This is a genomic window from Streptomyces sp. NPDC025618 (assembly GCF_055558795.1).
Genome location: NZ_JBVHLW010000020.1, coordinates 87,616 through 114,585, shown reverse-complemented (window position 1 = coordinate 114,585; position 26,970 = coordinate 87,616). Strand labels below are relative to the sequence as shown.

At 73.2% G+C, this 26,970-nt stretch carries 24 protein-coding genes and 1 pseudogene; 11 read left to right on the top strand and 14 right to left on the bottom strand.

The window, feature by feature from the left end:
• Nucleotides 1–8 precede the first annotated feature (8 nt).
• The 3 genes and pseudogenes from ACZ4A5_RS18730 to ACZ4A5_RS18720 all read left to right on the top strand — a co-directional run.
• Nucleotides 9–638: pseudogene (locus tag ACZ4A5_RS18730) on the top strand (polysaccharide deacetylase family protein); the annotation flags it as partial.
• 178 nt (nt 639–816) lie between these two features.
• Nucleotides 817–1,521 carry a nucleotidyltransferase domain-containing protein gene (locus tag ACZ4A5_RS18725; RefSeq protein ID WP_467584710.1) on the top strand — a complete coding sequence of 235 codons (705 nt, stop codon included), beginning with the start codon at nt 817–819 and terminating at the stop codon, nt 1,519–1,521.
• Nucleotides 1,518–2,294, top strand: coding sequence for a nucleotidyltransferase domain-containing protein (locus ACZ4A5_RS18720; RefSeq protein ID WP_467584707.1), 777 nt, complete (start codon nt 1,518–1,520; stop codon nt 2,292–2,294). Before ACZ4A5_RS18725 ends, ACZ4A5_RS18720 begins: the two co-directional genes overlap by 4 nt.
• A 46-nt stretch (nt 2,295–2,340) precedes the next feature.
• Here the strand turns inward: ACZ4A5_RS18720 and ACZ4A5_RS18715 are convergent, their stop codons facing one another.
• From ACZ4A5_RS18715 to ACZ4A5_RS18690, 6 genes are all read right to left on the bottom strand, one after another.
• Complete coding sequence (locus tag ACZ4A5_RS18715) at nt 2,341–3,234, bottom strand: TIGR03619 family F420-dependent LLM class oxidoreductase (RefSeq protein WP_467584704.1); 894 nt, start codon at nt 3,232–3,234, stop codon at nt 2,341–2,343.
• 71 nt (nt 3,235–3,305) lie between these two features.
• Nucleotides 3,306–3,722: a RidA family protein gene (locus tag ACZ4A5_RS18710; RefSeq protein WP_467584700.1), complete on the bottom strand. Its 417-nt coding sequence runs from the start codon at nt 3,720–3,722 to the stop codon at nt 3,306–3,308.
• Nucleotides 3,723–3,753: 31 nt separating this feature from the next.
• Nucleotides 3,754–4,881, bottom strand: a complete 1,128-nt coding sequence (locus tag ACZ4A5_RS18705; RefSeq protein ID WP_467584697.1) for an amidohydrolase family protein — start codon at nt 4,879–4,881, stop codon at nt 3,754–3,756.
• A 19-nt stretch (nt 4,882–4,900) separates the two neighbouring features.
• Entirely contained in the window at nt 4,901–6,262 is a 1,362-nt protein-coding gene (locus tag ACZ4A5_RS18700; RefSeq protein WP_467584694.1) for a glutamine synthetase family protein, read from the bottom strand.
• A 143-nt stretch (nt 6,263–6,405) separates the two neighbouring features.
• On the bottom strand, nt 6,406–6,678 hold the full coding sequence (locus tag ACZ4A5_RS18695) for a hypothetical protein (protein WP_467584692.1): 273 nt from the start codon (nt 6,676–6,678) through the stop codon (nt 6,406–6,408).
• Between the two features lie 237 nt (nt 6,679–6,915).
• Nucleotides 6,916–7,872, bottom strand: a complete 957-nt coding sequence (locus ACZ4A5_RS18690; protein WP_467584689.1) for a carbohydrate-binding protein — start codon at nt 7,870–7,872, stop codon at nt 6,916–6,918.
• 433 nt (nt 7,873–8,305) lie between these two features.
• Here ACZ4A5_RS18690 and ACZ4A5_RS18685 point away from each other — a divergent pair, with 433 nt between their 5' ends.
• A complete protein-coding gene (locus tag ACZ4A5_RS18685) occupies nt 8,306–9,172 on the top strand; it encodes a hypothetical protein (protein ID WP_467584686.1) in 867 nt (288 codons plus the stop codon).
• Here the strand turns inward: ACZ4A5_RS18685 and ACZ4A5_RS18680 are convergent.
• Nucleotides 9,156–10,865 (bottom strand): hydrogenase maturation protein, encoded by a 1,710-nt coding sequence (locus ACZ4A5_RS18680; protein WP_467584683.1) that lies wholly within the window; start codon nt 10,863–10,865, stop codon nt 9,156–9,158. The two genes, ACZ4A5_RS18685 and ACZ4A5_RS18680, sit on opposite strands and share 17 nt — an antisense overlap.
• Nucleotides 10,866–11,327: 462 nt before the next feature.
• Here ACZ4A5_RS18680 and ACZ4A5_RS18675 point away from each other — a divergent pair, with 462 nt between their 5' ends.
• Nucleotides 11,328–11,783: a hypothetical protein gene (locus tag ACZ4A5_RS18675; protein ID WP_467584680.1), complete on the top strand. Its 456-nt coding sequence runs from the start codon at nt 11,328–11,330 to the stop codon at nt 11,781–11,783.
• Between the two features lie 924 nt (nt 11,784–12,707).
• On the opposite strand, the gene nirD is transcribed toward ACZ4A5_RS18675, so the two are convergent.
• Genes nirD through ACZ4A5_RS18655 form a run of 4 tightly spaced genes read right to left on the bottom strand, consistent with a single transcriptional unit; the run spans nt 12,708 to nt 20,372 of the window.
• Nucleotides 12,708–14,441 carry a nitrite reductase small subunit NirD gene (nirD, locus tag ACZ4A5_RS18670; protein ID WP_467584675.1) on the bottom strand — a complete coding sequence of 578 codons (1,734 nt, stop codon included), beginning with the start codon at nt 14,439–14,441 and terminating at the stop codon, nt 12,708–12,710.
• Nucleotides 14,438–17,041: a nitrite reductase large subunit NirB gene (gene nirB, locus ACZ4A5_RS18665; protein WP_467584668.1), complete on the bottom strand. Its 2,604-nt coding sequence runs from the start codon at nt 17,039–17,041 to the stop codon at nt 14,438–14,440. Before nirB ends, nirD begins: the two co-directional genes overlap by 4 nt.
• 23 nt (nt 17,042–17,064) lie before the next feature.
• Nucleotides 17,065–18,267: an NAD(P)/FAD-dependent oxidoreductase gene (locus tag ACZ4A5_RS18660; protein WP_467584666.1), complete on the bottom strand. Its 1,203-nt coding sequence runs from the start codon at nt 18,265–18,267 to the stop codon at nt 17,065–17,067.
• A complete protein-coding gene (locus ACZ4A5_RS18655) occupies nt 18,264–20,372 on the bottom strand; it encodes a molybdopterin oxidoreductase family protein (RefSeq protein WP_467584663.1) in 2,109 nt (702 codons plus the stop codon). The genes ACZ4A5_RS18660 and ACZ4A5_RS18655 overlap by 4 nt, the downstream gene beginning before the upstream one ends.
• Nucleotides 20,373–20,519: 147 nt before the next feature.
• On the opposite strand from ACZ4A5_RS18655, the gene ACZ4A5_RS18650 reads away from it, so the two are divergent.
• On the top strand, nt 20,520–21,365 hold the full coding sequence (locus ACZ4A5_RS18650) for a uroporphyrinogen-III synthase (RefSeq protein ID WP_467584660.1): 846 nt from the start codon (nt 20,520–20,522) through the stop codon (nt 21,363–21,365).
• Between the two features lie 124 nt (nt 21,366–21,489).
• Nucleotides 21,490–21,948 (top strand): hypothetical protein, encoded by a 459-nt coding sequence (locus tag ACZ4A5_RS18645; protein WP_467584657.1) that lies wholly within the window; start codon nt 21,490–21,492, stop codon nt 21,946–21,948.
• 38 nt (nt 21,949–21,986) lie between these two features.
• Here the strand turns inward: ACZ4A5_RS18645 and ACZ4A5_RS18640 are convergent, their stop codons facing one another.
• The 3 genes from ACZ4A5_RS18640 to ACZ4A5_RS18630 are packed head-to-tail and all read right to left on the bottom strand — an operon-like array spanning nt 21,987 to nt 23,906.
• On the bottom strand, nt 21,987–22,667 hold the full coding sequence (locus ACZ4A5_RS18640; RefSeq protein ID WP_467584654.1) for an energy-coupling factor ABC transporter ATP-binding protein: 681 nt from the start codon (nt 22,665–22,667) through the stop codon (nt 21,987–21,989).
• A complete protein-coding gene (locus tag ACZ4A5_RS18635) occupies nt 22,664–23,224 on the bottom strand; it encodes a biotin transporter BioY (RefSeq protein ID WP_467584651.1) in 561 nt (186 codons plus the stop codon). The genes ACZ4A5_RS18640 and ACZ4A5_RS18635 overlap by 4 nt, the downstream gene beginning before the upstream one ends.
• 58 nt (nt 23,225–23,282) lie before the next feature.
• Nucleotides 23,283–23,906: an energy-coupling factor transporter transmembrane component T family protein gene (locus tag ACZ4A5_RS18630; RefSeq protein ID WP_467584647.1), complete on the bottom strand. Its 624-nt coding sequence runs from the start codon at nt 23,904–23,906 to the stop codon at nt 23,283–23,285.
• A gap of 166 nt (nt 23,907–24,072) precedes the next feature.
• On the opposite strand from ACZ4A5_RS18630, the gene ACZ4A5_RS18625 reads away from it, so the two are divergent.
• From ACZ4A5_RS18625 to ACZ4A5_RS18610, 4 genes are all read left to right on the top strand, one after another.
• A complete protein-coding gene (locus tag ACZ4A5_RS18625) occupies nt 24,073–24,699 on the top strand; it encodes a hypothetical protein (RefSeq protein ID WP_467584643.1) in 627 nt (208 codons plus the stop codon).
• A 78-nt stretch (nt 24,700–24,777) separates the two neighbouring features.
• On the top strand, nt 24,778–25,230 hold the full coding sequence (locus tag ACZ4A5_RS18620) for a MarR family winged helix-turn-helix transcriptional regulator (protein ID WP_467584640.1): 453 nt from the start codon (nt 24,778–24,780) through the stop codon (nt 25,228–25,230).
• Nucleotides 25,227–26,081, top strand: coding sequence for an ABC transporter ATP-binding protein (locus ACZ4A5_RS18615; protein WP_467584637.1), 855 nt, complete (start codon nt 25,227–25,229; stop codon nt 26,079–26,081). The genes ACZ4A5_RS18620 and ACZ4A5_RS18615 overlap by 4 nt, the downstream gene beginning before the upstream one ends.
• Nucleotides 26,041–26,904: an ABC transporter permease gene (locus ACZ4A5_RS18610; RefSeq protein WP_467584635.1), complete on the top strand. Its 864-nt coding sequence runs from the start codon at nt 26,041–26,043 to the stop codon at nt 26,902–26,904. The genes ACZ4A5_RS18615 and ACZ4A5_RS18610 overlap by 41 nt, the downstream gene beginning before the upstream one ends.
• Nucleotides 26,905–26,970: the final 66 nt, after the last annotated feature.

Sequence of the window (26,970 nt, the reverse complement as noted above, 5' to 3'; positions counted from 1 at the left end):
GCACCACGCGCCGCGAGGTCGCGCTCACCTTCAACGCGGCGTGGAACGACGCCGGTGTGGACACGTCCCTGAAGGTGTTGCGCGAACGGCATGTGCCGGCCACGTTCTTCCTGACCGGCCAGTTCGCCGAGCAACAGCCTGCGGCCGCACGGGCGATGGCGGCGGAGCACGGCATCGGCAACCACTCCTACGACCACCCCTACTTCGACGGCCTCAGCCCCGCCGGGGTCGCGCGGCAGGTGTTCCGGGCGGACCACGCGATCCGCGAGGCGACCGGGAAGGAGCCTCTGCCGTTCTTCCGCTTCCCCTACAGCGCGACGACCCCGCGCGGGATCGCGGAGGTCAACGCGCTCGGCTTCGCCGATGTCGAATTCACCGTCGACACGTGGGGATACAAGGGTGACGCCGGTGGCATGACGGCCCAGCGGGTCGTCGACCGGGTGGTGGCCGCTCTGACACCGGGAGCGATCGTCCAGATGCACGTCGGCGCGGATGTGGCCGAGGGGCAGCACACCTCCCTCGACGCGGAGGCGCTGCCGCGGATCATCGACGCGATCCAGTCCCATGGCTACCGGGTCGTCGACCTCGCCACCCTTCTGCTGGGACGGGCTCGTTGTGCGCCGCGGGGGACCTGCTGACCCTTACCGTCACACCGTCGGGAGCTCGGCCGGACGGCCCTCAGTCGTGAGCACGGACGTGGAGGAGGAGTCCACCACCGCTCCGCGCGCGAGCGCGCCGGGCTCTTGTATGGCATCCGTCAGGGGCCTGACAGCAAACCGCTTGGTCAATGGCGGCGGTTTTATGAAAATGGGCCGTATGTCAGAAGAAGCACAGCACTTGGTCGAGCGGCACACGATCCTGTCCGTGGTCGTCGGGTCGCGTGCGTTCGGGCTCTCCACGGACGGCTCGGATGTCGATCGCCGTGGTGTGTACGTCGCTCCGACCGCCGACTTCTGGCGCATGGCCAAACCGCCCACTCATGTGGAAGGCCCGCTGCCCGAGCAGTTCAGCTGGGAGGCGGAGCGGTTCTGTGAGCTCGCGCTCTCCGCCAACCCCAATATTCTCGAAGTCCTGCACAGCCCGCTCGTCGAACGGTGTTCCGCGCTCGGCGAGGAACTACGGGAGCTCGCCCCGGCGTTCCTCTCCCGCCGGGCGCACGCCACGTTCGCACGGTACGCCAGTTCCCAGTTCGCCAAGGCGGAGAACCGCCGGGAGCGTGAGGGTGAGCCGCGCTGGAAGCATGTGATGCACATGCTCCGCCTGATGCTCAGTGGTGCCTCGCTGCTGGAGAGCGGCACCCTGCACATCGAAGTCGGCCCGTACCGCGAACGCCTGTTGGCCGTGCGCCGTGGCGAACTGGCCTGGGGCGAGGTCCGCGCCTGGCGCGACGAGCTGACCACACGCCTGGACGGGGCCCTGGCCCGGAGCCCGCTCCCGGAATTCCCTGACGCCACCCGCGTGGAGAACTGGCTGGTCTCGGTCCGCAGTCGCTCCCTGACCCACGGAAGCAGCCTCATATGACCACCTACACCGCGAGCGGCCTGCCCGACCTGACGCGGATCGTCGCGGAGCAGCGGTACCCCCTGCTGTTCGCCACGGTCTCCGGCGCCCACCTCTACGGCTTCCCCTCCCAGGACTCGGACGTCGACATGCGCGGTGTCCACCTGCTGCCCCTGCGTGACGTCCTGGGGCTGACGCCGGCACAGGAGACCCAGACCCGCATGTGGGACACCGACGGCCTGGAAATGGACCTGGTCACCCACGACCTGGCCAAGTTCGCCCGGCTCCTGCTCAGCCCCAACGGCTATGTCCTGGAGCAGCTCCTCTCGCCGCTCGTGGTGCGCACGACCCCCGTGCACACCGCCCTCGTCGACCTCGCCCCGCGGTTTCTGACCCTGCATCACGCCCGCCACTACCGTGGCTTCGCGAAGACGCAGTGGCGCCTCTTCGACAGGACCGGTGAACTCAAGCCGCTGCTCTACACGTTCCGCGTCCTGCTCACGGGCATCCACCTGATGCGCGCCCACGAGGTCCAGGCGGACCTGCCGACGCTGCTGGGCAGCGTGCGGGCACCGGACTACGTCCCGGACCTCGTGGCCGCGAAGGCGGCGGCCGAACACGGCCACCTGTCGACGCTCGACGGCGCGCCCTCGCGCGAGCGGCTGACGGCCGATGCCGAGGCGCTGCACGCGGCACTGGACGAGGCCGAGCGGTCTTCGACGCTGCCGGACGAGACCGACGCCGGGGCCGAACTGAACGAGCTGGTGATCCAGACGCGCCTCAGGTCCGTGTGAGCCTGGTTTCTCCTGGGGCCACCGGCCCGCCCCGCATCAGCGGACCTCACCCCTTCCGATACCGCTCCAAAGCCGCGATGCCCAGGTCGAGCGCCTCCGCGGGGTCCTTCACCGAGCGCTGGAGGTCGAAGAAGCAGCCGTCCGCCCCCGTGTCGGCGATCACGGTCAGTGCCTTGGCGATGCTTTCCGGTGTGGAGCCCGGTTCCGGGAAGCAGCGGATCTCCCGGCGGAGTGCGGCCGGGTCGCGGCCGGCGTCCTCCGCCGCGCGTCGTGCGACGTCCCACAGGGCCGCGCGCTGATCGGGCGGCATGGTGACGCCGGCCCAGCCGTCGGCCCGGCGGCCTATGCGGCGCATCGCGGCGGGGGAGAAGCCGCCCAGCAGGACGGGCGGGTGGGGGTGCTGCACCGGTCGCAGGCCGACATGGGCGCGGGGGACGCGCCAGTTGGGGCCCTCGTGGGCGAAGGGGTTCTCGGTCCAGATCCCGTGGAGGATGTCGAGGATCTCGTCGAGGTGCGCGCCCCGCTTGGTGAAGTCCGTGTTCACCGCCGTCGCCTCGTCGCGCAGCCAGCCCAGGCCGAGCCCCGCGTCGAGCCGGCCCGCGCTGAGCTGATCGAGGGAGGTGAGGGCGCGGGCGAGCAACAGGGGTGGATACCACGTCGCGTTGAGCGTGCTGGTGCCCAGCCGCGCCCGCGTGGTCGCGGTGGCGGCGACGGTCAGCACGGTGAGCGGATCGAGGAAGGTGGTGTATTCGCGGGGGTAGGGGTTCTCCGGAGTGAAGCCCCTCTCCGGGTAGACGTCGCTGGGCTCGACGGGCGTCAGTGCTCTGTCGCTGACCCAGAAGGAGTCGAAGCCGGCCGCTTCGGCGTCCCTCGCGAACGCCGCGACGCGGCCGGCCTGGGCATGGGTTCCGTACTGGGGAAGCGCTATGCCTATCCGCATGACGCCATGGTGCGCCCCCGGGGAGGGGCTTCGCCAAGAGTGCCCGGAGTGAGGCGTGTCACCTCACGGTGTCAGGATGTCCGATCCCCGACGATCGCGAACGCCTCGACCTCCATGAGGAGTTCGGGCCGGAACAGCGCCGCCACCTGCACCGCCGAGCTGGCCGGAGGGCGGCCGGTGTCGATGAACTCGTCGCGTGCGGTGCGGATCGCGGGCAGGTGGGCGACATCGGTGACGAAGTAGGTGAGCTTCACGACGTCGTCGAAGGTCGCCCCCGCCGCCGCGAGGCAGCGCCGCAGGTTCTCGAATACCTGCCGGGCCTGTGCCTCGGCGTCGCCCGCGCCGACGAGCTCGCCCCGCTCATCGAGGGCTACCTGACCCGAGACCGCGACGAAGCGCCCGGTGCCGGAGACCACATGGGTGTAGCCCGTGGCGGGTGCGACACCGTCGGGGGCGGGGATGTGCGTGAGGTGAGTGGGTCGGGACATGACGCCATCTTCATCGAACAACCGCTCGGTGTCACCCCGTCGCCGGGCCGAGGCGATAGATCCGCCGCGCGTTCCCGGCGGTGATCATTTCGGTGACGCGCCGTGCGTCACCGGCCGCCCAGGCACCCTCGCGCACCCAGCCGTCGAGCAGCCGGCCCAGGGCCCGCGTGAAGAGGCGGGTGGCGGTGACATAGAGCTCGGGGAGCCCGTACGCGTCGGTGGAGAACAACAGCTTCCCGAACGGCGCGAGTTCGAGCGTCTCCGCCAGGACGGCCTCGGCACGCGCCCCCGTGTGCGGGATCGTGAGGCCGATATCGGTGTACACGTGGGGGAAGGCGTGGGCGAGATACGCGGCGCCGCGGTGGTACGGATAGGTGTGCAGCAGCACCAGCGGACAGCCCGTGGGGGCGACGGCCCGGACGAAGTCGGTGAGCAGCAGCGGGTCACCGCGGTGCAGGCGCAGGTCGGGGTCGCCGAACCCGGTGTGCAGCTGGAGCGGGAGCGCGGTGTCGGCCGCGGTCCACAGCAGGTGGCGCAGCAGGACCGGGTCGCGCAGCCGCTCCCCGGGCCGCCGGGCGGCCAGCCAGCCGTCCGTGGCCCGGCGCACCTCCGCCCGGGTCGGCCGGGCGGGGTCGAAGTCCAGTCCGTGGCGGTAGGCGACGACCGATTTGAAGGCGACGGCGGTGCGGGCGGCCTCCCGTACCGCGGTGTGCAGGGCGCCGAGGAATTCCCGGCAGCCACCCGTGGTGTCGGCGGTGTGCTCGGCGAGGGTCTCCAGGCGGGCGATCTCGTGGGTCCGCGCCCCGGCGGCGGCCGCCAGTTCGTCCAGGGTGGTCAGTCCGGCGGACAGGCCGGTGTCCACCAGGTGGTCGGTGATGCCGGTCGCGCCCAGCAGCAGCCGGAGGGTTCGCTCGGTGCCCAGTTCGGCGCGCCGGGCGAGGTAGTCGGCGGGCGGGCAGTGCGCGGGCAGTCCGAGCAGCGGCGGGCACCAGCGCCGCAGCGCGAAGCCGAGCTGGGTGTCGAAGAAGGTGGTTCCGGGCGCCGCGGGGGCGTGGGACTCCGTGAGGTAGGCGGTGAACTGCTCGGTGGTGAGCGGGGACCGGGCCACTCCGTGGCAGTGCTGGTCCACCAGGGGCACGGGCTCCTCATGGCTGGTCATCGGCCTCTCCCCGGCGCTTTCAGTAGCGGTGCCGGAGCGCGGCGGCGAGGGCCTGCGGGGACCGGTCCTGGGCCAGGGCCGCCTCGCCCCGCCGGACGGCGAGGAGGGACGCGAAGAGAGGCTCGCCCAGTGCCGTGCGGAGGAGTTCCGAGCCGGCGAAGCACTCGGTCGCGGCGGTGAGCGAGTCGGGCAGGCGGATGGCGCCGGTGCCGGCGGGGTCGCCGTCGACGGGAGGCGGGAGGGTGAGACCGCGGTCCAGGCCCCGGAGTCCGGCGGCGATGACGGCACCGACGAGGAGATAGGGGTTGGCGGCCGCGTCGAAGCACTTGAGCTCGGCGTTCGCGGCGTCGGGGCTGAGCGGCGGGCCGGGGACGAAGCGGAGGGCCGCCTCGCGGTTCTCCACGCCCCAGCACTGGTACGGGCCCGCCCACTGGTGGGGCCGCAGCCGCAGATAGCTCGCGGGGAGGGGCGCGCCGATGGCCAGCAGGGCGGGCAGCTCGTCGAGGGTACCGGCGAGGAACTCCTCGCAGGCGCGGCTCATACCGTGCGGTCCGTCCACGCCGCGGCAGAGGTTCTTGCCGTCCCGCCACAGGCTGAGGTGGAGATGGGCGCCGTTGCCGACGCTGCCCGCCGCGGTGGCGGGCGCGAAGGAGGCGGTGAGTCCGTGGTGGACCGAGACCGCGCGGACCGTCTCGCGGACCAGGACCGTGAGGTCCGCCGCGTGCACCGGCTCGGCGGGGGCGACGGAGATCTCGAACTGGCCGGGCGTGTACTCCGGATGGATCTGGAGCACGTCGACGTCCTGGGCGGCGAGGGCTTCGAGGACGTCGCGCAGATAGCCGGAGAGCCCGACCAGGCGCGTCATGCCGTAGGCCGGGCCTTCGGCCGCGTCCGGCACGGTCGGCTCCGCGCCGTCGTCGGCCCGGTGGGTGACGGTCCATTCGGTCTCGATGCCCATGAGCAGCCGGAAGCCCTGCTCGGCCGCGTGGGCGGCCATCCGCCGCGCGAACTGCCGCTGGCACGCGGTGTACGGGGTGCCGTCCTGTTCGTAGCGGTCGACAGGGGCCCAGGCCCAGCCGGGCTGCGCGGCCAGGACGGTGAGCCGGTCGAGGTCGGGGACCAGGCGCAGGTCGCCGACCGGCCCGCCGATGTGGGCGCTGTCGACGGCGGAGTCGTCGGAGAGGAAGACGTCGAAGACGGGGGACATGCCCACACCCCACTGGGCGGCGTGGGCGAGACGGGTGGTGGGCACGGCCTTGACCCGGGTGATACCCGCGTTGTCGACCCAGGTCAGGGCGACGCCGTGGATGTCCTTCGCGGTCAGCCGGGCGGCGTGCTGCCGGGCCTGGGACCCTGCCTGTTCGCGTTCGGTGCTGTCCATGAGCTGCTCCTCGTGGCCCGGCGGCTCCGGACGACGCCACCCCCGGCCGGAGCCGCCGGGCCCCTGCGGGGGTGGGACGTCGCCTTGTGGTGGCCATTAGACCGCACGTCCGCCGACGTCGGCCGTCGTGGACGCCGGGCGGGTCAGGCGGGGCCGGGCAGGGGGTGGTGGGCGGGGGCGGAGCACTCGGGGCACCAGTAGCCGTCGCCGTGGACGTAGGCCCAGCCGAGTTCCTTGATGTGGGGGGTGGCGGTGTGGGCGTGGTGGAGGAGGTATCCCCACAGGTCGTCGTCGCGCGACGGGCCGGGGTCGGAGATGACGAGATCGAAGGTGGTGCGGGCGTCGCAGCCGCGGTGGTCGCACGCCAGATAGAACCGGACAGGTCCCGGGGTCTTGCCTGCGGTCGTCAAACTCATGCGTTCCACTGTCGGGGAACCGCCCGCGAAGGAGGGGGGTGATCGTGGGATGTCTCCCCGCATCGGTGACGCTGCGTGTAAGCGCGACCGGTGCAGGGTAACGATGCGTGTTGGTCCATTGGGGGCTGAGGGACGTTATTTTGATGGCCCGTCACCGCAGCCGCCCGTTGGTGCCCAATGGGGCGCAGGCGCCGACTGCTTCGCTCGACGCCGCTCCAAATCTCTTGAAGGCAGCCGCTACTGGCGCACGGTCCAGTGGTCGTCCGCACTCACCTGGAGGAAGCGCAGCGACGGGCAGAGGAACGCGCTGCCCTGCGGGCTGTCCTCGGTCCACGGCGAGTCGGCGGGCCGGGCGGGCTTCCAGGTGCCGCCGCGCCGCAGCTGGACGGCGCTGCTGTCGAAGACGGTGTCGCGGGCCTCGGTGCAGTAGTAGCCGCTGCCGGTCGCGGGGTTGACGCTCGCGTAGATCTCGAACATGTCCCAGCCGTGGTCCAGGCCGCTCTGGTCGCGGCCGGACTGCCGGTAGAGCAGGTCCCAGCCGGAGGTGCGGTAGTTGTAGAGGTAGGCGGACCACTGGTTGCTCGACGGGTTGTCCTGGACCATCTGCACGGTGTACGCGGGGTGCCCGGTCGTCGTGGTGGTGTACGTCGCGAGGAAGTTCGCGTCGATGGCGAGCGTCTTGGCGGGGCCGCCGGGGCTGGAGCACCAGTCCCAGGCCCAGAGTTCGTCGCCGGAGTTCCAGTAGGCGGTGACCATCTCCATGCAGGAGTTCTGCGCCTTGGTCGTGGGCGCGTAGGTGAAGTTGTCGGCGTCCGACACGTGGTAGGCCGGGTCGACGCTGTGGGTGGCCATGATGCCGTCGTGGGTGCCCGGCCGGGGGAAGACGCCCCACCAGTTGTGGGTGACGTCGGCGTCCTTCGGCTGCCGGCCGGATGTCCGGGGGCGCTGGGCGGCCTGTTCGCGGCGGCCCTCGGCGAAGGCGCGTACGGCCCGGTCGCGGCCGGGGGCGGGGGAGTCGGCGGGCCGGTGGGCGAGGGTGACGGTCCCGCGGTGCGGCGCGCCGGGCGACGGCGTGGGCGCCGCCGTGGCGGAGGCGGCCCGGTCCGTGGGGTGGGCGGCGGCGGAGACGGTGGTCCCCAGCGCGGCGCACGCGGTCAGCAGGGCCGCGGCCAGGCAGGTGCGGTATCTCTTCATGGGGCTCCTCCGGAACCGGACGGATGCGGCGGGGGGTGGGAGCGCGGGGTCCGGCGCCGGCGGTTGGGCTGGTCCGGACCAGGCGGTGAGAATGTCCATGACAACCACTGAAGTGTCAAGAGCGACGGCTGTTCACCGGGCCTCGGAGTGACGGTTGTTCCCCGGGCCCCGGGGCGCGTCACCGGCCGGCGAGTCCGGCCGCGGCCCCGCGGCGGGACATGGCCGGAACGCGCCGGGGGTGCCGCCCCTCACCCGCCGCCCGCCGCCCCTGGCGCGCCTCCCCGTGCGCCCCGAAAGGCGACGTCATGCCCCCGGCGGCGCCTTCCCGTTCACCCGGAAGTGGACCTCGGCACCCGCGCGCGACCTGCGGTCGCGGCCCTATCCTGGATGACTGCCGAGTCCTTCCCGTGGTACCGACCTCTGGGAGTCACCGATGACAGCGGAGACGGATCTCACGACTGCGAGTCCGAAATGGGGCAAGGCCGATTTCGGCGACATTTACGACTGCCCGGACCCCAGCGCCTACTTCACCACCTTGCGCCCTCTCGCGTATCAGATCCCCCACCACGGCCAGGCCGTCTTCCGGACACTGACGGAGACGCTGCGGAGCCGCCGCGCCGGCCACGGGGCGCCGGCGGTGGTGGACGTGTGCTGCTCCTACGGCATCAACGCCGCCCTGCTCAACCACCAGGTCACCCTCGACGACCTCTACGCCCGCTACACCGCGCGCCCCGCCGGGGCCCCGGTCCCGCATCTGCTGGCCGAGGACCGGGCCTTCTTCGCCGCCCGCCGCCGCCCCGCGCCCGTGACCGTGACGGGCATCGACGCGGCCCCCCGGGCCGTCGCCTACGCCCGCGCCACCGGCCTCCTCGACCACGCCTTCGCGGAGAACCTCGAGACCGCCGACCCCAGCCCGGCCCTGCGCGAGGTGCTGGCGGGCACCGATCTCGTCACCGTCACCGGTGGCATCGGCTACGTCTTCACCCAGACCTTCGCCAGGCTCCTCGCCGCCATGCCCAGCCCGCCGTGGGTGGCGGCCTTCGTGCTGCGGACGGTGCCGTACGAGCCGATTGCCGAACTGCTCGGCCGGGCGGGCCTCGTCACGGAGAAGCTGTCCGCCCGCACCTTCCGGCAGCGCCGCTTCGCCGATCCCGCCGAGCAGCACGCCGCGTTCGAGGCGCTGGCGGCGCGGGGGCTCGGCACGGCGGGCAAGGAAGCCGACGGGTATTACCACGCCGACCTCTATCTCTCCCGTCCCGCCGCCGACGTCGTCGCGCTGCCCCTCACCGGCCTGCTGTGACGGTCTCCTCGGCACCGGTCCCGACCAGCGGTTCCTTCCTGACGAAGGCGCGCCGCCGGGCGTGGTAGGGCGCGTCCCGGTCGAAGAACACGGCGCGCGCCAGGGCCAGTTCCTCCTCCCGGTAGGCGGCCAGCGGCCGTTCGGCCTCGTCGCGTTCCCGCTCCGCCGCCTTCGCGGTGATCCGGGGCCGGAGGCCGGGGGAGGAGGCGAGGTCGACGGCCAGATCGGTGACCCGCGCGCCGAACTCCGCGGGCGCGGCGTCGACCAGCCGGTCGACCAGCCCGACGCGGGCCCCGGCGGCCGCGCTGTACGGCGCGGCCTCCGCCATGAGCCGCTCCGTCATCTCGGCGCCGACCCGGCGCGGCAGGGAGTACGTCCAGAACTCGCAGCCGTGCAGGCCCATCAGCCGGTAGTGCGCGTTGAGCACCACCCCGGTCCTGCACCACACCTCGTCCGCCGCCAGGGCCAGCATCACCCCGCCCGCGGAGGCGTCGCCGCCCAGTGCCGAGACCACCAGCCGGTCGGTGGTCGTGAGGACGGCCTGGACGAGGTCGTCGAGGGCGTTGACGTTCGCCCAGGACTCCTCGGCCGGGTCGGCGGCGGCCTCGATGACGTTGAGATGGATCCCGTGGGAGAAGAAGCCGCGGCCCCCGCACAGGACCAGCACGGACACCGGGCGGGAGCGGGCGTAGCGGTAGGCGGCGAGCAGCCGGCGGCACTGGGTCGTGCTCATCGCGCCGCCGGGGAAGGAGAACCACAGGAAACCGGCCCGCCCCTCCTCGCTGTAGCGGATGTCGGTCCACGTGCTGCGGTGACCGCTCAGGTCCAGCGGGGCCTTCGCCTCCGGCAGCCGCGGCAGCAGATCGCCCAGCGCCAGGGTCGCGGGCAGCTTGACCGCGGCCGGTTCCCCCGGCGGGCGCCGTCGGCGGAGCCGCGGGATCCACACCGCGCCGTCGGAGGTCGCCCGGCAGACGGCCCCCGCCCGGGTGGCCAGCAGCTCGCCCGGAGGCCCCGTCAGCCGGTCCTCGGCATGGCCGCCGTGCAGATACCACTCGCGACCGAGGAGGGTGTCCAGCACGCCCGGCCGGGAGTCGGCGGCGCGCAGCTTGCGCAGGACCGTTTCGGTGGAGTCCGCCTCCCAGTCGATACGCCGCAGCTCCTGCCGGAAGTACGGGCGCTTCCGCACCGGCACGCCCTCCGCCCCGTCGATCCCGCCCTGCCGCACCGGGAGATAGGTGCCCGAGGAGAAGCGCCGCACCGCGAGCAGCACCGCGGTGAGTGCCGCGTCGGCGATCTCGTTGCGGTACAGATCGCTCTTGGCCACCGCCGGTACGGCACACGGGACGGTGGCCCACACGTCCCCGGCGTCGAGTTCGGCCTCGGCCTGGAAGACGGTGACGGCCCACTTCCGCACGCCCTCGTGAACAGCCCAGTCCAGCGCGGACGGCCCCCGGTCGCCCACCGGAGCGGGACGGACGACCAGGCACGGGTACGCCGACCACACCTCGCGCGGGATGACCGTGGTGAGCATCGGCGCGAGGATCAGGTCGGGGGAGTGGCGGCTCACCATCCCGGTGGGATCGCCCCGGTGGGGGACCCGCTCCACCGCCACCGTGTGCCCGTGGTCGCGCAGCTCGGCGTAGACGCGCTGGGTGAGGCTGTTGAGCGCGTCGGCGAGCAGCAGGATGTTCATGGCGACCTCCGGGCAGATCTCGCGACGGGCCGAACTCTTGAGGCGTGCGGGTCGGGGACGAAGCCGTGTGGCGGCTGGGCCTGTCGAGGCGGATGGGGGCAGCAGGATGAGAGTTTGATGCGTCCGGGCCGCGCCGCGCCCGAGACGCGTCCGGTATGTCACCCGGACGACGGCGCTCCGCGGCCGCGCCGCGCCATGGAGAGGCGTTCGAAGGCCGGACGCGTGTGTCCCCGCCTCCGGTGGCGCGCGTGGACATTTCTACGCTCCATATGTGACCGGCAAGGGCGTATCCGGCCCGCCTCGACCGCTCTACCGTGGATATCGGCCCCGGACCCCGGCTGTGCATCCGCCCGCCGACGTACGTCGTGCACACAGTCGAGGTGAGGAATGAGACAACAGCACCAGGAACCCCCGCCCGTCGGCCATGGGGTCATGGACGGCCCCTTGGACTGGGCTCTCGAGGTGAAACGGAAACCAGGCAGTGAGGACGTCGCCGTCCGGCTCCTCGGCTGCGTTCTCGATACCGTCGGCGCCGACCGGGAACTCGCCGCCGCGCTCCGGCACATCACCGGCCGGGTCTGCCGCTTCGTCACACAGCTCAGCACCGGGCCGCGCTACGACCTCTTCGTCACCCTCACCGCGGCACACTGCACGGTGACCTGCTCGGAGCACCAGGATCCGATGGCCGGGCCGTTCCCGCCGCGGCCCGCTTCCGCGGCGTCCCCCGACGAGACCGCTCTGCTCCGCGAACTGACGGCGGGGGCTTGCGGAGTGGAGATCCCCGGTCTGCTGATCCAGCACACGCCGTATGTGGCCGTGTGTGTCTCCTGCCGGGCAAGGCCCGTGACCCGGCAGGGAGCCCGATCCGGGGAAGAGGACCGATGCGCCTGGCACCAGCCCGAAAGCACCTCGGTGTGAAGGCCGCTCCGTACGGGAAAACCGTGGTGCCGCGGCCGCTCGTCACGCCTCCCGTCACTGGCCGGTTCTGATGTCTTGCCCGCGCCCGTGAGGGCGTCTAACGTCCCCCTACGAGGCCAGGCGAAGGTGCTGCCGGCCCAGCTCTCCTGGACCCCGAGAGCGCAACGCCCGCGAGGACGGACGGAGACCGCGTTCCGCAGCGCGCGCTCTCCGGCCCCCGCCCTTTCCGGCCTGTCTGCCAGGGGCCCCATCGCTCCGTCCCTGTCGGCCGGGAAGGGTGGATCCACGCCGGAGACGGGGAAAGGAGCCCCATTCTCCAGCGTCCGGTCGCCGCCGGTGCCGGTTCTCCTCCCGGCGGCGACCGGTTCTCCGCGGAGTTCCGCACATATCTGTGCCCAGCAGAGTGCAGCGGCGGCCGCGCTATGGCAACCCTGTCCGACGCCTCCGCACACATCCGTTACGAACGGAACGGGCGGGACCAGACGCGTGGGCTCCGCCGCGAGGACGGAGGGAGCCGCCCTCGCGGCAGGGACGGACACCGGCAGAGGGAATGCCCGCCGTCCCCGGAGCCCTGCATGTCCAGCGCCCCGGAGTGCCGACCGGCCCGCCGAGGCCGGCGGATCGCCTTCCGGGGCCCGCGCCCCGGAGCGGTGTCGGCGTCGGTGTCCTTGACGGTCACGAACCGTGCCGACGGCGCCCTCACCCGCCGGTGCTCACCTCCTCGCCTCGTACGGAGCGGAACCGATCCTTCGCTCCACTCTCCTCCCCCCGGTCGGACACGGACGCGCCGCGACCCCGACGATGCCGACCGCTTTCCCCCAACTCACGTCAGAAACCGACAAGGAGGCGGAGGAGTGCACACAGGGTCCTGTGTGACGGTCCTGCGCGACCCGGCCCCGCCCCCACACTCACACCCGGGGACACTCACACCCGGGCCATCGCCCCCCGGCGGTTGTAGATCCAGTGCACCGCCGCCGCGCACACCCCGTAGAAGCACAGGAAGGTGAGGTAGGCGTCGTCGCCCCGCCCCGTCGTGAGGAACGACTGGCGGAAGGCGATGTTGACCAGCACGCCGCCGAGGGCGCCGATCGCGCCCGCGAGGCCGATGAGGGCCGTCGCGCGGCGGTGCGCCTCGGCCCGGGCGGCCGCCGGGTCCGCGCCGGCCGCGATCGCGGCCCGCGCCCGCGCGTCGTGGACGGCCGGGATCATGCGGTACGTGGAGCCGTTGCCGAGCCCGCTGAGCACGAACAGCGCGACGAACCCGGCGAAGAATCCGGCGAGCCAGTGGTGGCGCGACGCCTCCAGGATGAGCGCGGCGCACGCCCCCATGGCCACGAACGTCGTCAGGGTGACCCGCGCGCCGCCGAAGCGGTCCGCCCAGGCCCCGCCCCAGGGGCGGGACAGCGACCCGAGCAGGGGGCCGGTGAAGGTGAGGTACGCGACCTTCACGGGAGTGTCGAACTGGTCGTGGAACTGCACCTGCAGGACCTGCCCGAAGGCGAAGCCGAAGCCGATGAACGACCCGAACGTCCCGATGTAGAGCAGCGACAGCGCCCAGGTGTGCCCGTCGCGCGCGACCTCCCGGAGGACGGGCCGTACCTCGCGGCCGGCCGGCAGATTGTCCATGCGCAGGGCGGCGAGGAGGGCGGTGAGCAGGATCAGCGGCAGATAGATCACCGGCAGCAGCCGGGGGTGGCCGGCGCCCGCCGTGGCCAGCACGAGCAGACCCGCCAACTGGACGGCGGGTACGCCGAGATTGCCGCCGCCCGCGTTGATGCCCAGGGCCCGCCCCTTGAGCCGCTGCGGGTAGAAGGCGTTGATATTGGCCATGGAGGACGCGAAGTTGCCGCCGCCGACCCCGGCCACGCAGGCCGTGACCAGCAAGGTGGTGTAGGAGACGCCCGGTTCGAGCACGACCACGGCCGCCACCGCCGGGACCAGCAGGAGCAGGGCGCTGACCAGCGTCCAGTTGCGGCCGCCGAAGCGGGTGACGGCCCAGGCGTACGGCAGGCGCAGCAGCGCCCCGAGGGCGGTGGGGAGGGCGGTGAGCGTGAACTTGCCGGCCGGGTCGATGCCGTACTCCGGGCCGAGGAAGAGCACGAGCACCGCCCACATGCTCCACACCGAGAAGCCGATGTGTTCGGTGGCGACGGAGAGCACCAGATTGCGCCGTGCGACGCGGGCGCCGGTGCGCTCCCAGAAGCCGGGGTCCTCCGGGTGCCACTCGGTGAGGGTCCGGGCGGGCGGTGGCTTGCCGGCGGGCGGGTCCTCGACCGTACGGACCCGCCAGGTGCGCAGCACGGGCGGTGCGCCGTCGACGGTGTCCCCCTCGTCGAGGCAGGCGCCGGTGCGCAGGTCGAAGGACTGTTTGTACATCGGCGAGGTCACCACCGGCACGCCGTCCCGGCTGCCGGTGATGCCGCGCGAGATGACGTACGCGCCGCTGAACGGGTCGCGGTTGGTGAGGGCGAACAGGGCGCCGGAGTCGTCGCGGAAGAGTGCCACCTGCTCGCCGTCGACCAGGGCGGCGCGGCCCCGGCCGGGGGTGAGGTCGGTGTAGCGGCACACGGGTGTCCAGGTCGTGCCGTCACCGATCTCCACGATCGGTCCGGCCGCGGCGGGCGGCTCCTGGACGTGGGGGAGTGTGGCGTCGGTCATCGTGCGGATGCCTTCCCTGCGAGTGCGATGCCCACGGGGACGGGGACGGGGAGGCCGTGGCCGTCCTCGTCCGCGCGGGCGGGGCGGATCTGGGCGCGTTCGGGTACGAAGCGCACGGCGGGGTCGGGGGTGCCCGGGGCGTTGACGAAGGAGGAGAAGCGGTGCAGGCGTTCGGGGTCGGCGAGGGTGGCGGCCCACTCGTCCTCGTAGTCCCTGATATGACGTGCCATCAGTTGGTCGAGGTCGGCGCAGATGCCGAGGGCGTCGTCGACGACGACGGCGCGCAGGTGGTCGAGACCGCCCTCCAGCCGCTCGATCCAGGGCGCGGTGCGTTCGAGGCGGTCGGCGGTGCGGATGTAGAACATCAGGAAGCGGTCGATCGTCCGGATGAGGGTGCCCCGGTCGACGTCCTCGACCAGCAGGTCGGCGTGGCGGGGCGAGGTGCCGCCGTTGCCGCCCACGTAGAGGTTCCAGCCGGCGGCCGTGGCGATCACCCCGAAGTCCTTGCCGCGGGCCTCGGCGCACTCGCGGGCGCACCCGGACACGGCCGACTTGAGCTTGTGCGGTGAGCGCAGCCCGCGGTAGCGCAGCTCCAGCTCGATGGCGAGGGCCACGGAGTCCTGCACGCCGTACCGGCACCAGGTCTGCCCCACGCAGGACTTCACGGTGCGCAGGGACTTGCCGTACGCGTGCCCGGACTCGAACCCGGCGTCGACCAGGCGGCGCCAGATGGCGGGCAGCTGGTCGACCGTGGCGCCGAACATGTCGATCCGCTGCCCGCCGGTGATCTTCGTGTAGAGGCCGAAGTCACGGGCGATGGCCCCGAGGGTGATCAGACCGTCCGGGGTGATCTCGCCGCCGGGGATGCGCGGCACCACGGAGTAGGAGCCGTTGCGCTGGATGTTGGCGAGGAAGTGGTCGTTGGTGTCCTGGAGAGCGGCCTGTTCGCCGTCGAGGATGTACGGGGTGTCACCCAGCCCCGCCAGGATGGAGGCCACGACGGGCTTGCAGACCGCGCAGCCCCGGCCGCTGCCGTGCTCGGTGACCAGCTGGGTGAAGGTGGTGATGCCCTTGACGCGGACGATCTCGTACAGCTCGGCGCGCGACTGGGTGAAGTGCTCGCACAGGCCGCGCGCCGGGGTGATGCCCGCCGCGCCGAGCTCCCCGCTGACGATCTCGCCGACGAGCTTCTCGCAACTGCCGCAGCCCGTACCGGCCTTGGTGCACCTCTTGACCGCGGCCAGGGAGTCGCAGCCCCCTTCCCCGACGGCCGCCTTGATCGCGCCCTTGCTGACGTGGTGACAGGAGCAGACGACGGCCTCGTCGGGCAGCGACGCCGCCCCGAGCGTCTTGCGGCCGGCCGCGGCGGGCAGGACCAGCTGCTCCGGCGGGACGGGCAGCGGCTCGCCGTTCCCGGCGAGCGGGCGCAGCGAGGCATAGGAGTCGGTGTCGCCGATGAGGATGCCGCCCAGCAGGGCGCCGTCCGCGTCGACGACCAGCTTCTTGTAGACCCCCGCCCGGCTGTTGGCGTACAGCACCTCCAGGGCGTCCGCGGCGCGGGCGTGCGCGTCCCCGAAGCTCGCCACGTCCACGCCGAGCAGCTTGAGCTTGGTGGAGGTGTCGCCGCCGGTGAAGCTGCCCTCCCGGCCGCCCAGTTCGCGGGCGACGGCCTCGGCCATGGCCTGGCCGGGGGCCACCAGGCCGTAGACCTTGCCGTCGGCGGCCAGCGCGCACTCGCCGATCGCGCGGATGCGCGGGTCGGCCGTGCGGCAGGCGGCGTCGACGACGATGCCTCCGCGCTCGCCGACGGGCAGGCCGCACTCCCTGGCGAGCTGGTCGCGGGGCCGGACGCCCGCGGCGAAGACGACGAGGTCCGCCTCCAGGCGGGTGCCGTCCGACAGCTTCACCGCGCCGACCCGCCCGTCGGGGCCGGGGTCGATCCGCTCCACGCCCACACCGGTGTGCACGGACACCCCGAGCGCCTCGACCTTGTTCCGCAGCAAGGCGCCCCCGGCCGCGTCGATCTGCATGGCCATCAGGTGCGGGGCGAACTCCACCACGTGCGTCCGGAGGCCCAGGGCGCCCAGCGCCCCCGCGGCCTCCAGCCCCAGCAGCCCGCCGCCCACGACGACACCGGTCCGGGCCTTCGCCGCGTCGGCGCGGATGGCGTCCACGTCCTCCAGGGTGCGGTAGACGTGAGCGCCCTCGGTGTCGTGACCGGGCAGGGGCGGCACGAAGGGGTACGAGCCGGTGGCCAGGACCAGCACGTCGTAGTCCACCTGGTGGCCGGACGCGGTGCGCACGGTGCGCGCCCGGCGGTCCACGCTGGTGACGGCGTCCCCCAGGCGCAGCTCGATGCCGTGCTCGTCGGTGAAACCGGGCGGGCACAGCGCCAGTTCCTCGGGCGCGGTGCCGGTGAAGACCGCGGTGAGGCGCATCCGGTCGTACGAGGGGAGGGGCTCCTCCGCGAGCACGGTCACCTGCCAGCGTTCGCGCGCCCCCTCCTGCTCGAAGAGGGCTTCCAGGAACCGCTGGCCGACCATGCCGTGTCCCACGAGGACCAGGCGGCGGCAGCTGGGGGCGGGGAGTGGGGACGTCACGGGTGGGGCTCCTTCGGTCACGATCACGTGCGGATGAGGTCCAGAGGGTCGGCGGGCAGCTGTTCGTCGCTCCGCCAGACGTGGATCAGACCGCCCACGGCGGTCAGATCGCCGACGAGGAGGGCGCTCTCCAGCCGGTCGCCACGCAGGACGAGCTTCTTGTACGTGCCTCGTCTCGCGTCGGCGACGCGGAGCACGTCACAGGCGTCGGCGGGGCCGTCGCCGGGCGGGCCGAAGGCCGCGAGCTGCAAGGGCCCGGCCGTCAGCCGGGTCAGCGGGCGGCTGCCCGGCCAGCGGGCGCCGGGATCGGCCCCGGACAGCCGGGCCGCGAGCACGTCCGCCTGCGCCCAGGCGGGGCCGGACAGGCCGTGGACGGTGCCGTGGTGTTCGGCGCAGTCCCCGATCGCGTGGATCCCGGCGGCGGAGGTGGCCAGGGCGTCGACGACGACGCCCTCGCGCACCGCCAGCCCGGCGGCGCGCGCCAGCCCGGTGCGCGGCCGGACCCCGCAGGTGAAGACCACGAGATCGGCCGGCAGCAGGCCGTCCGCCAGCTCGACGGCCGTGACGCGGTCCCCGCCGCGCAGGGCGCGCGCCTGGGCGTCGGTGCGCACCGTGACGCCCAGGGCCGAGAGGCCGGACGTGAGTATCCGGGCCGCCCCGCCGTCCAGTTGACGGTCCATCAGCCAGGGGCCCTGGTGGATCAGCGTGACGGGCAGACCGCGGGCGGCCAGCGCCCGCGCGACCCCGACCCCCAGCACCCCGCCGCCCACCACGACGGCCCGCGCCGCCCGCCCCGCCTCGTCGGCGATGCGGCGGCAGTCGGCCAGCGCGCGGAGCGTGTGCACCCCGCCGGGCCGTCCGCCGCCCGGCCCGCACAGCCCGGGCAGCGGCGGCAGCACGGGCTCGGCGCCCGTCGCCAGCACCAGCACGTCGTAGCGGGCGGTCGAGCCGTCGGCCAGGGAGATCGTCCGGCCGGCGGGGTCGACGGCGGTGACCTCGGCGCCCGTGCGGAGCTCGGCGCCCGGCCCGTACGGCAGGCAGACGGCGTCACCGTCGTAGCGCCCGGCGAGCACTTCGGTGAGCAGCGTGCGGTTGTACGGGCCGTCCGGCTCGGCGCCGTACAGCGTCAGCTCCACGGCGCCCGGAGCCGTACGGGCCAGGAGCTGCTGCGCGAAGCGGGCCCCGGCCATGCCCGCGCCGGCCACCGCGATCCGCCGGGCCCTCATGACGCCTCCTCCTCGGCCGCCGCCTCCACGCGCACCGCGCACACCTTGAACTCCGGCATCTTCGACTCGGGGTCCAGCGCGGGGTTGGTGAGCGTGTTGGCCCTGCCCCGGCCGGCCCAGTGGAAGGGCATGAAGACGGTGTCGGGCCGGACGCCGTCGGTGATCCTCGCGGGCGCGGTGGCCCGGCCCCGGCGGCTCGTCACCGTCAGCAACTGCCCCTCGCCGACGCCGAGCCGCTCCGCGACCCGCGGGTGGAGCTCGACGAACGGGCCGGGCGCGGCCGCGTTCAGCGCGGGGACCCGCCGGGTCTGCGCCCCGCTCTGGTACTGCGACCCCACCCGGCCGGTCGTGAGGTACAGCGGGAAGCGGGCGTCGGTCTCCTCGGCGGGCGGGCGGTGGCCGACCGCGGCGAACCGCGCCCGGCCGTCCGGGGTCGCGAAGCGGTCGAGGAACAGCCGCGGCGTGCCCGGGTGCGCCTCGTCGGGACACGGCCAGAACACCCCGTCCTCGGCGCCTATCCGGGCGTAGCTGATACCGGCGTAGTCGGCGGCACCGCCCGCCGAGGCCCGCCGCAGCTCCTCGAAGACCTCCTCCGCGTCGTCGGGGAAACCCTTGCCGGTGCCCAGCCGGCCGGCCAGCTCCTTGAGGACGTACAGATCACTGCGTACCCCCTCGGGAGGCGCGACGGCGGCCCGGCGCAGGATCACCCGGCCCTCCAGATTGGTCAATGTGCCCGTCTCCTCCGCCCACTGCGCAGACGGCAGGACGACGTCCGCCAGTTCCGCGGTCTCCGACAGCACGACATCGCTGACGACGAGGAAGTCCAACGACCGCAGCCGGTCGGTGACATGAGAGGCGTGCGGGGCCGACACCACCGGATTCGAGCCCATGACCAGCAGCGCCCGCACTCCGCCCGCCGTGCCCGCCCGGTCCAGCAGCTCGTAGCCGGACAGCCCCGGGCCGGGCAGCTCGGCGGGGTCCACGCCCCACACGCCGGCCACGTGGGCGCGGGCGAGGGGATCCGTCAGGGAGCGGTAGCCGGGCAACTGGTCGGACTTCTGCCCGTGTTCACGGCCGCCCTGCCCGTTCCCCTGACCCGTCAGGCAGCCGTACCCGCTGCCCGGCCGCCCGGCCTTGCCCGTGGCCAGGCAGAGGTTGATCCACGCCCGGACGGTATCCGTCCCCTTGCTGTGCTGCTCCGTGCCCCGGGCCGTGAGCACCATGCCCGACCGGGCCCGCGCGAAGAGATGGGCCGCCTCCCTCAGGAGGGGCACCGGCACCCCCGTGAGCTCCTCCACCCGCTCGGGCCAGTGCGCCATCGCCGCCGCCCGCGCCTCCGCGAACCCCGTCGTGCGGTCCGCGATGAACTCCCGGTCCAGCAGCCCGTCGGCTATGACCACGTGCAACAGCCCCGCCGCCAGCGCCAGATCGGTGCCGGGCGCCGGGGCCAGATGCAGATCGGCCTGCTCGGCCGTCCGCGTACGGCGGGGGTCGACGACGACCAGCCGGCCGCCGTTCTCCCGCATCCTCGTGAAGTAGCGCAACGCCGGCGGCATCGTCTCCGCCGGGTTCCCGCCCGCCAGGACGACGCAGTCCGCCGTGGCGATGTCCTCCAGCGGGAACGGCAGACCGCGGTCCACACCGAAGGCCGCGCGGTTGGCGGTCGCGGCCGACGACATGCAGAACCGGCCGTTGTAGTCGATGTGCGGGGTGCGCAGCACCACCCGCGCGAACTTCCCCAGCAGATACGCCTTCTCGTTGGTCAGCCCGCCCCCGCCGAACACCCCCACCGCCGCCCGGCCATGACGCTCCGCGGCGCCGCCGAGGCCGCCCGCCACCAGATCCAGGGCCCGCTCCCACGACACCTCGCGCAGCGCGCCCGTCCGCGGGTCCCGGGCCAGCGGGGCCGACAGCCGCGCGGCACCCGCCAGCACGGCCGCGGCGCCGCGCCCCTTGCCGCACAGCGCCCCGCGGTTGACGGGAAAACCGGGGCGCTCCACGACCTCCACCGCGGGCGCGCCGGGCGTGCCCGCGGTGGCCGCCGGACGCAATCCCATGCCGCACTGCAACGCGCAGTACGGACAGTGGGTTTCTGTGCTCACCATGACATGAATGGTGGTCTTCACCCATTACGCCCCCACGTCGCCGGTGTTGCGCCGATGGCACGAAGCCGTTACCGGGGACGGCAACCCGGCCCCTCGGGCTGACCGGAACGCAACCTCCCTGAAACACCCCGGGGAGAAGCTCCGTTGATGGGTACCACCGACACCACCGCCACAAGGCCACTCACCGGCTTCACCATCGGCGTGACAGCGGCACGCCGCCGCGAGGAACTCACCGCCCTGCTGCGCCGCCGCGGCGCCCGCGTCATCGAAGCCCCCACCCTGAGCGTCGTGCCCCTGGGCGACGACACCGCCCTGCGCGACGCCACCGAACGCTGCCTCGCCGCACCCCTGGACCACGTCGTCGTCACCACCGGCATGGGCTGGCGCGGCTGGATGAGCGCCGCCGAAGGCTGGGGCCTCGGCCCGGCACTCCTCCGCGCCTGCCGGCCGGCCTCGGTGGCCGCCCGCGGGCCCAAGGCCGTCGGGGCGATCCGGGCCAGCGGGCTCGCCGAGGTGTTCTCCCCGCCCACCGAGGCCGGCCGCGAGCTCCTGACCTGGCTGCTCTCCCACGACCTCCGCGGCCGCCGGATCGCGGTCCAGGAACACGGCGCGCCCATGCGGGGCTTCACCGCCGCCCTGCGGGAACGGGGCGCCGAGGTCATCGAAGTGCGGGTCTACCGCTGGGGACCGCCGGCGGACCCGGAGGCCGTGCGCCGGCTCGTGGACGCGACGGCCCGCCGCGACGTCCACGCCCTGACCTTCACCAGCGCACCGGCCGCCGTCGGCTTCCTGGAGGCCGCGGCCGCCGCGGGCCGCCGGGAGGACGTGCTCACCGCGCTGCGCTCCGACGTCGCCGTCGTCTGCGTCGGCGAGCTCTGCGCCGAGCCGCTGCGCACGGCCGGAGTCCCGGCCCACTACCCCGAACGCGGGCGTCTGGGCCCGCTCGTCCGCACGCTCACCGACCTCCTCGCCCCAGGGGCGCCCGGCCTCTGAGGACCGGCGGCCGGTGCCGCACACCGGGTACGGGCAGGGTGGGGAAAATCTCGCGGCCGCCACCGCGCACTGCTGTTAGCTTGTGGATCAGGCCCGCCCGGGGCCCACGAGGGAGGGACGCCACGTGCGCAGAGCAGCGCGGTACACGGGGGTGGCGCTGGTCGCCACTGTGCTGACGACCGGCTGTGGCAGCGGCGGCGAGAAGTCCGCCGACAAGCCGTCCGCGAGCACGCCGTCCCAGGCCCGGGGCGACTCCCCGGCCACCGGCGCGGCCGGGCGCTACGACGGGGTCTACGGAGCCCGCTCCGACGACGGCATGATCGGCATGACCATCGCCCAGGGCAAGGCCGTCGTCTACGCCAACGACGGCAAGCGCGCCTGTACCGGCACGGTCGCCGAGCAGGACCGGGCGGCGAAGCTCACGCTGAAGTGCGCGGACGGCGACACCGCACGCACCGCGGGCACCGTGGAACGCTCGGACGGCAAGACCCTCGTCGTCTCCTGGGCGGAGGGCAAGAAGGACACCTTCACGAAGTCGGGCGACCCGATGCCGCTCCCGTCACCCAAGAAGCTCGGCGGCTGACGACCGCCGCCGTGGCCGCCCGCGCGAGCGGCGGCCGGCTACAGCGGCGGATGCATCGCGACGTACGCCGCGATGCTCTCCTCGGCCGGGCCGTCCGCGACCACCCGGCCACCGTCGAAGACGATCACCCGCTCGAACCCCGCCAGCAGCTCCAGGTCGTGCGAGACCACCACGGCCTTCTGCTCCAGCTCCCGGACGAGCTTGCCGATCCGGCGCTTGTTCCGCAGGTCCAGCAGCGTCGTCGGCTCGTCGAAGACCACGTACCGCGGGCCCGTGATCAGCACCGCGGCGATCGCCAGCAGCTGCTTCTGGCCACCGCTGAGCAGATGCGCCGGGTGGTCACGGAACTCGCTCAGCCCGTACCGCGCCAGCGCCTCGTCCACCCGGCGGCCGGTCTCCGCCTTGCTCAGGCCGTGGCGCTTCAGCCCGAACGCGAGGTCCTCGGCGACCGTGGGCATCACGATCTGGATGTCCGGGTCCTGGAAGACGAAGCCGACCTCGCGCCGGACCTGCCTGCCCTTGCGGCCCGTGTCCAGCCCGTCCACGCTGACCCGGCCCTTGGAGGGCACCAGCAGGCCGTTGAGCAGCCGGACGAACGTGCTTTTGCCCGAGCCGTTCGACCCGATGACGCCGATCCGGTCCTCACGGAGCGTCAGGTCGACGTCCCGCAGCACCTGCCGCTCGCCGAACCACTGGCTCACACCCTCGATCTCGATCACGCGCGCTCGTCCCCGGCGGCGCGCGGCGTACCGGGCGTGATCATCGGGTAGGCCCTGCGCACGGTCACCGCCGCGAGCGAGCCGATCACCACCTTGACCAGGTCGCCGGGGAGGAACACCACCGAGCCGGTGACCGCCTTCCCCAGCGGCAGGTGGGCGGCGACGGCCATCCACGGGATGCCGACGGCGTAGAGCACGAGCGCCCCGCCGACGAGGTTGCACAGCATGGCGGTCCACTGGTTGTAGCGCTTCCACAGCCGCTCCGTCAGCAGCCCCGTGACGTACGCCCCGAGCGGGTAGGCCAGGATGAAGCCGCCCGTCGGCCCGAGGATGACGCCGAGGCCACCGCGGCCGCCCGGCAGCACCGGCAGGCCGATCACCACGAGCACCACGAACAGCAGGATCGCGAGCCCGCCCCGGCGCGCGCCGAGGATCGAACCCGCGAGGATCACGCCGAGCGTCTGGGACGTGAACGGCGCCGGGACGAGCGGCAGCTCGATCAGCGGGAAGAAGCCCAGCACCACCATGATCGCGGCAAACAGCGCGATCTGCGCCATGTCCTTCGTACGCAACCCCGACCCCCGGCCCCGGAGCGCCTCTCGCTCCAGCCGGTCATCATAGAGGGCGGGTCTCCTCCGGCCGCAGGGGGCCGTCGACGCCCCTGGCGTCGAGCGCCTCGCCCAGCCCGTCCGCCAGCCGCAACGTCTTGACCAGCAGCGGAGCCAGGAACGTGGTGCTCCGCTCCACCCCGCGCGCCCGCTGCGCGGCCCGCACCTGGTCGGCCTGCTCCTTGATCACCGGGATGAACCGGATCGTCATGGCCACCACCAGACCGACCCGCTCCGGCCTGATCCCGAGCGGCCGCAGCGGCCGGAGCGCCGCCTCGATCGCCGCGACCATCGCGGACGTCCTGGTGGTCAGCGTGACCAGATTGGCCAGCATCACCAGCACCACGATGCGCTGCCCCACCAGCACGGCGGTCTCCCAGCCGGTGAGCAGCCACTGCACGGCCACGATCGAGACGGCGAAGGGCAGCACCGCCAGCAGCTGCCGGCCCGCCGTCCGCCAGGGGACGCGGGCCAGCGCGTAACAGAGCACGACCCCCGCCACGGCCGCACCGAGCACGGCCGTCGACCTGACGAAGAAGAGCGCCGTGCCCACCGCGAACAGCACCAGCAGCTTCACCCCGGCGGGCAGGGCGTGGACGGGCGACCGCGCGTCGTGGTGCAGGCTCAGCATGGGAGTGAGTACCTCGTGGTCCGTACGGGAGGGGGCCGGCGTCCGGCGGATCTCCGGGCGCTCACCGTATCTCCCGGCCTTTCCTCGGCCCCCGGCCCCGCCCAGGGCCGGTCGCCGCGTCGGATACGTTTGTGAAGATCATGCTCGGCCAGGCACGGGGGAAGAATTGAACACGCGCGAACTCACGCCGTACGACGTGAGCGCCATGCCGCCGACGCTGCCCGGCAAACGGCACACGTGGCGCGACACCCTCACATGGACCGTGCTCATCCCCGTACTGGCCACGCTGGCCGGCTGCTGCGCCCAGTATCCGTACGGCATGTGGCTCGCCATCCCGCTCGGCTTCGTCGCCGTCGGCGCGGCCGGGTTCGTCGCGGGCAGCGCATGGCGACGGCCCGGCGCCGCGACCCTCGCCTGCTTCGCGGCCGGTGTGCTGCTGTTCTTCGGCGGCCCCGCGCTCTACGAGCTCTACGCGAAGAAGCTGGGTGACCCCGTCGACGCCATGGTCGCCGGGACGGCGACGCACAAGAACGGCAAGGGCACCGAGCTGGACACCTGCACGGTGATCGACACCTCCGGCGGCGTCCACCACCTGTCCGAGCAGCAGAACTGCACGGGCCGGTTCAAGGACGGTCAGCGGGTGACCCTGCTCCGCGACCCGGCCGGACTCCTCGCTCCCTACCTCATCGCCCCCGGCGACCGCACCCCCGGCGCTGTCGGACTGGAGGTCTCCGCCGGGCTGTTCGCGGTCACCGCCGCGAGCATGCTCTACGCGGGCCGCCGCAGGCGCTGACAGCACCGTACGTACGACGGCCGCGGACATCCGCCGCGAACCCCTTCTATACCTCTCATACAGAGGTACGCTGGACGGGTGAGCGCAGACGGCCTCTCCGACGAACTCGCCGGGGTGCTGACGGGTATCCAGCGACTGGTCCGGCGCAGGCTGTGGGCCGGGCTGGCGAAGCCACGTCTGCGCGGTGCCCAGGCCGAACTCCTGCGGGTCGTCAGCGAACGCCCCGGCATAGGGGTCTCCGCCGCCGCCAAGGAGCTCTATCTGGCGGCCAATTCCGTGAGCACCCTCGTCAACCAGCTGGTCAAAGCCGGGTTGTTGCGCCGCGAGGCCGATCCGCGCGACGGCCGCGTCGCCATGCTGTTCCCGACCCCGGCCTGCCAGGAGCGGCTGCGGGCCTGGGACGCACGGCGGGGCGCGCTCTTCCACGCGCGGGTGCGGACCCTCCCGGCCGAGGACCAGGCCGCCCTGGCCGCGGCGCTGCCCGCCCTGCGCAGGCTCGCCCGGTCGCTCCGTGACACAGGGGAGGCATGATGACCGCACCCGCCGTCCGCTGCACCCGGCTCCACTACGCCTTCGGACACGTCGACGCCGTCGACGGGCTGGACCTCTCGGTCGACCCCGGCGAGGTCTTCGGCCTCCTCGGGCCCAACGGCGCGGGCAAGACCACCACCATGCGGGTGATCACCACCCTGCTCCCCGTACCGCCCGGCGTCGTCGAGGTCTTCGGGCGCGACGCCGCCCGCCAGAAGATGGCCGTACGGCGCCTGCTCGGCTACGTCCCCCAGCAGCTGTCCGCCGACGGCGCGCTGACGGGCCGGGAGAACGTCGCCCTCTTCGCCCGGGTCTTCGACTCACCCCGCCGGGAGCGGCCCGCCCGCGTCGCCCAGGCCCTGGAGGCGGTCGGCCTCGCCGATGTCGCCGGGCGCCTGGTGGCCACCTATTCGGGCGGCATGGTGCGCCGGCTGGAGCTGGCCCAGGCGCTGGTCAGCGCGCCACGGCTGATGATCCTGGACGAGCCGACCGTCGGCCTGGACCCGATCGCCCGGGACGGCGTGTGGGACCGCATCAACCGTATACGCGCGGCCACCGGGATGACGGTGCTGGTCACCACCCACTCCATGGAGGAGGCCGACCGGCGCTGCGACCGCGTGGCCCTGATGCACCGGGGGCGGATCCGGGCGCTCGGCACCCCCGAGGAGCTCAAGAGCGCGCTGGTCGCCGACCGCAGGGAGGCGGACGGGCAGGAGCCGTCGCCGCCGACCCTGGAGGACGTCTTCCGGCACTTCGCCGGAAGCGGTCTGGACGAACCCGGCGCCGACGAGCAGCGAGGGGAGTTCCGCGATGTCCGCCGTACCCGCAGCACCGCCTCCCGCGTCGGCTGACGCCGTCCCGCCGGAAGCCCCCTTCGCCCTGCTGCTGTCGCCGCCCCGGGCGCGCGGCGGCTGGCGGGTGATACCGGCCCGCACCTGGGCCATGTGCGCGGTGGAACTGCAGAAGCTGCGCCACGACCGCACGGAGCTCTACACCCGCGCCGTCCAGCCCGCCCTCTGGCTGCTGATCTTCGGCGAGACCTTCACCCGGATCCGGGCCATGCCCACCGGGAACGTCCCCTATCTCGACTTCCTCGCCCCCGGGATCATCGCGCAGTCGGCGATGTTCATCGCCATCTTCTACGGCATCATGATCATCTGGGAGCGGGACTCCGGCGTCCTGACCAAGCTGCTGGTGACCCCCACGCCCCGGACCGCCCTGGTCACCGGCAAGGCGTTCGCCGCCGGCCTCAAGGCGCTGATCCAGGCCGTGGTCGTCATCGTGCTCGCGGCGGTGCTGGGCGTCGCCCTCACCGGGAATCCGCTGAAGCTGCTGGGCGTCGTCGTGGTGGTGCTGCTCGGCTCGGCCTTCTTCTCCTGCCTGTCCATGTCGATCGCCGGGATCGTCCTCACCCGCGACCGCCTGATGGGCATCGGCCAGGCCATCACCATGCCGCTGTTCTTCGGCTCCAACGCGCTCTATCCGGTCTCGGTGATGCCGGGCTGGCTCAAGGCCGTCAGCGCGGTCAACCCGCTGAGCTATGAAGTGGACGCCCTGCGCGGGCTGCTCATCGGCACCCCGGCCCATCTCGCCGCCGACTTCGGCGTCCTCGCCCTCGCCGCCCTCCTCGGCATCGCCGCGGCGGCCTCGCTGCTGGGCCGTCTCGCCCGCTGACCCGGCCTGCCCGCCGCCCCGTCCCGCACCCCGGAAAAAAGGAAATACCCCGGACCGTATTGACGG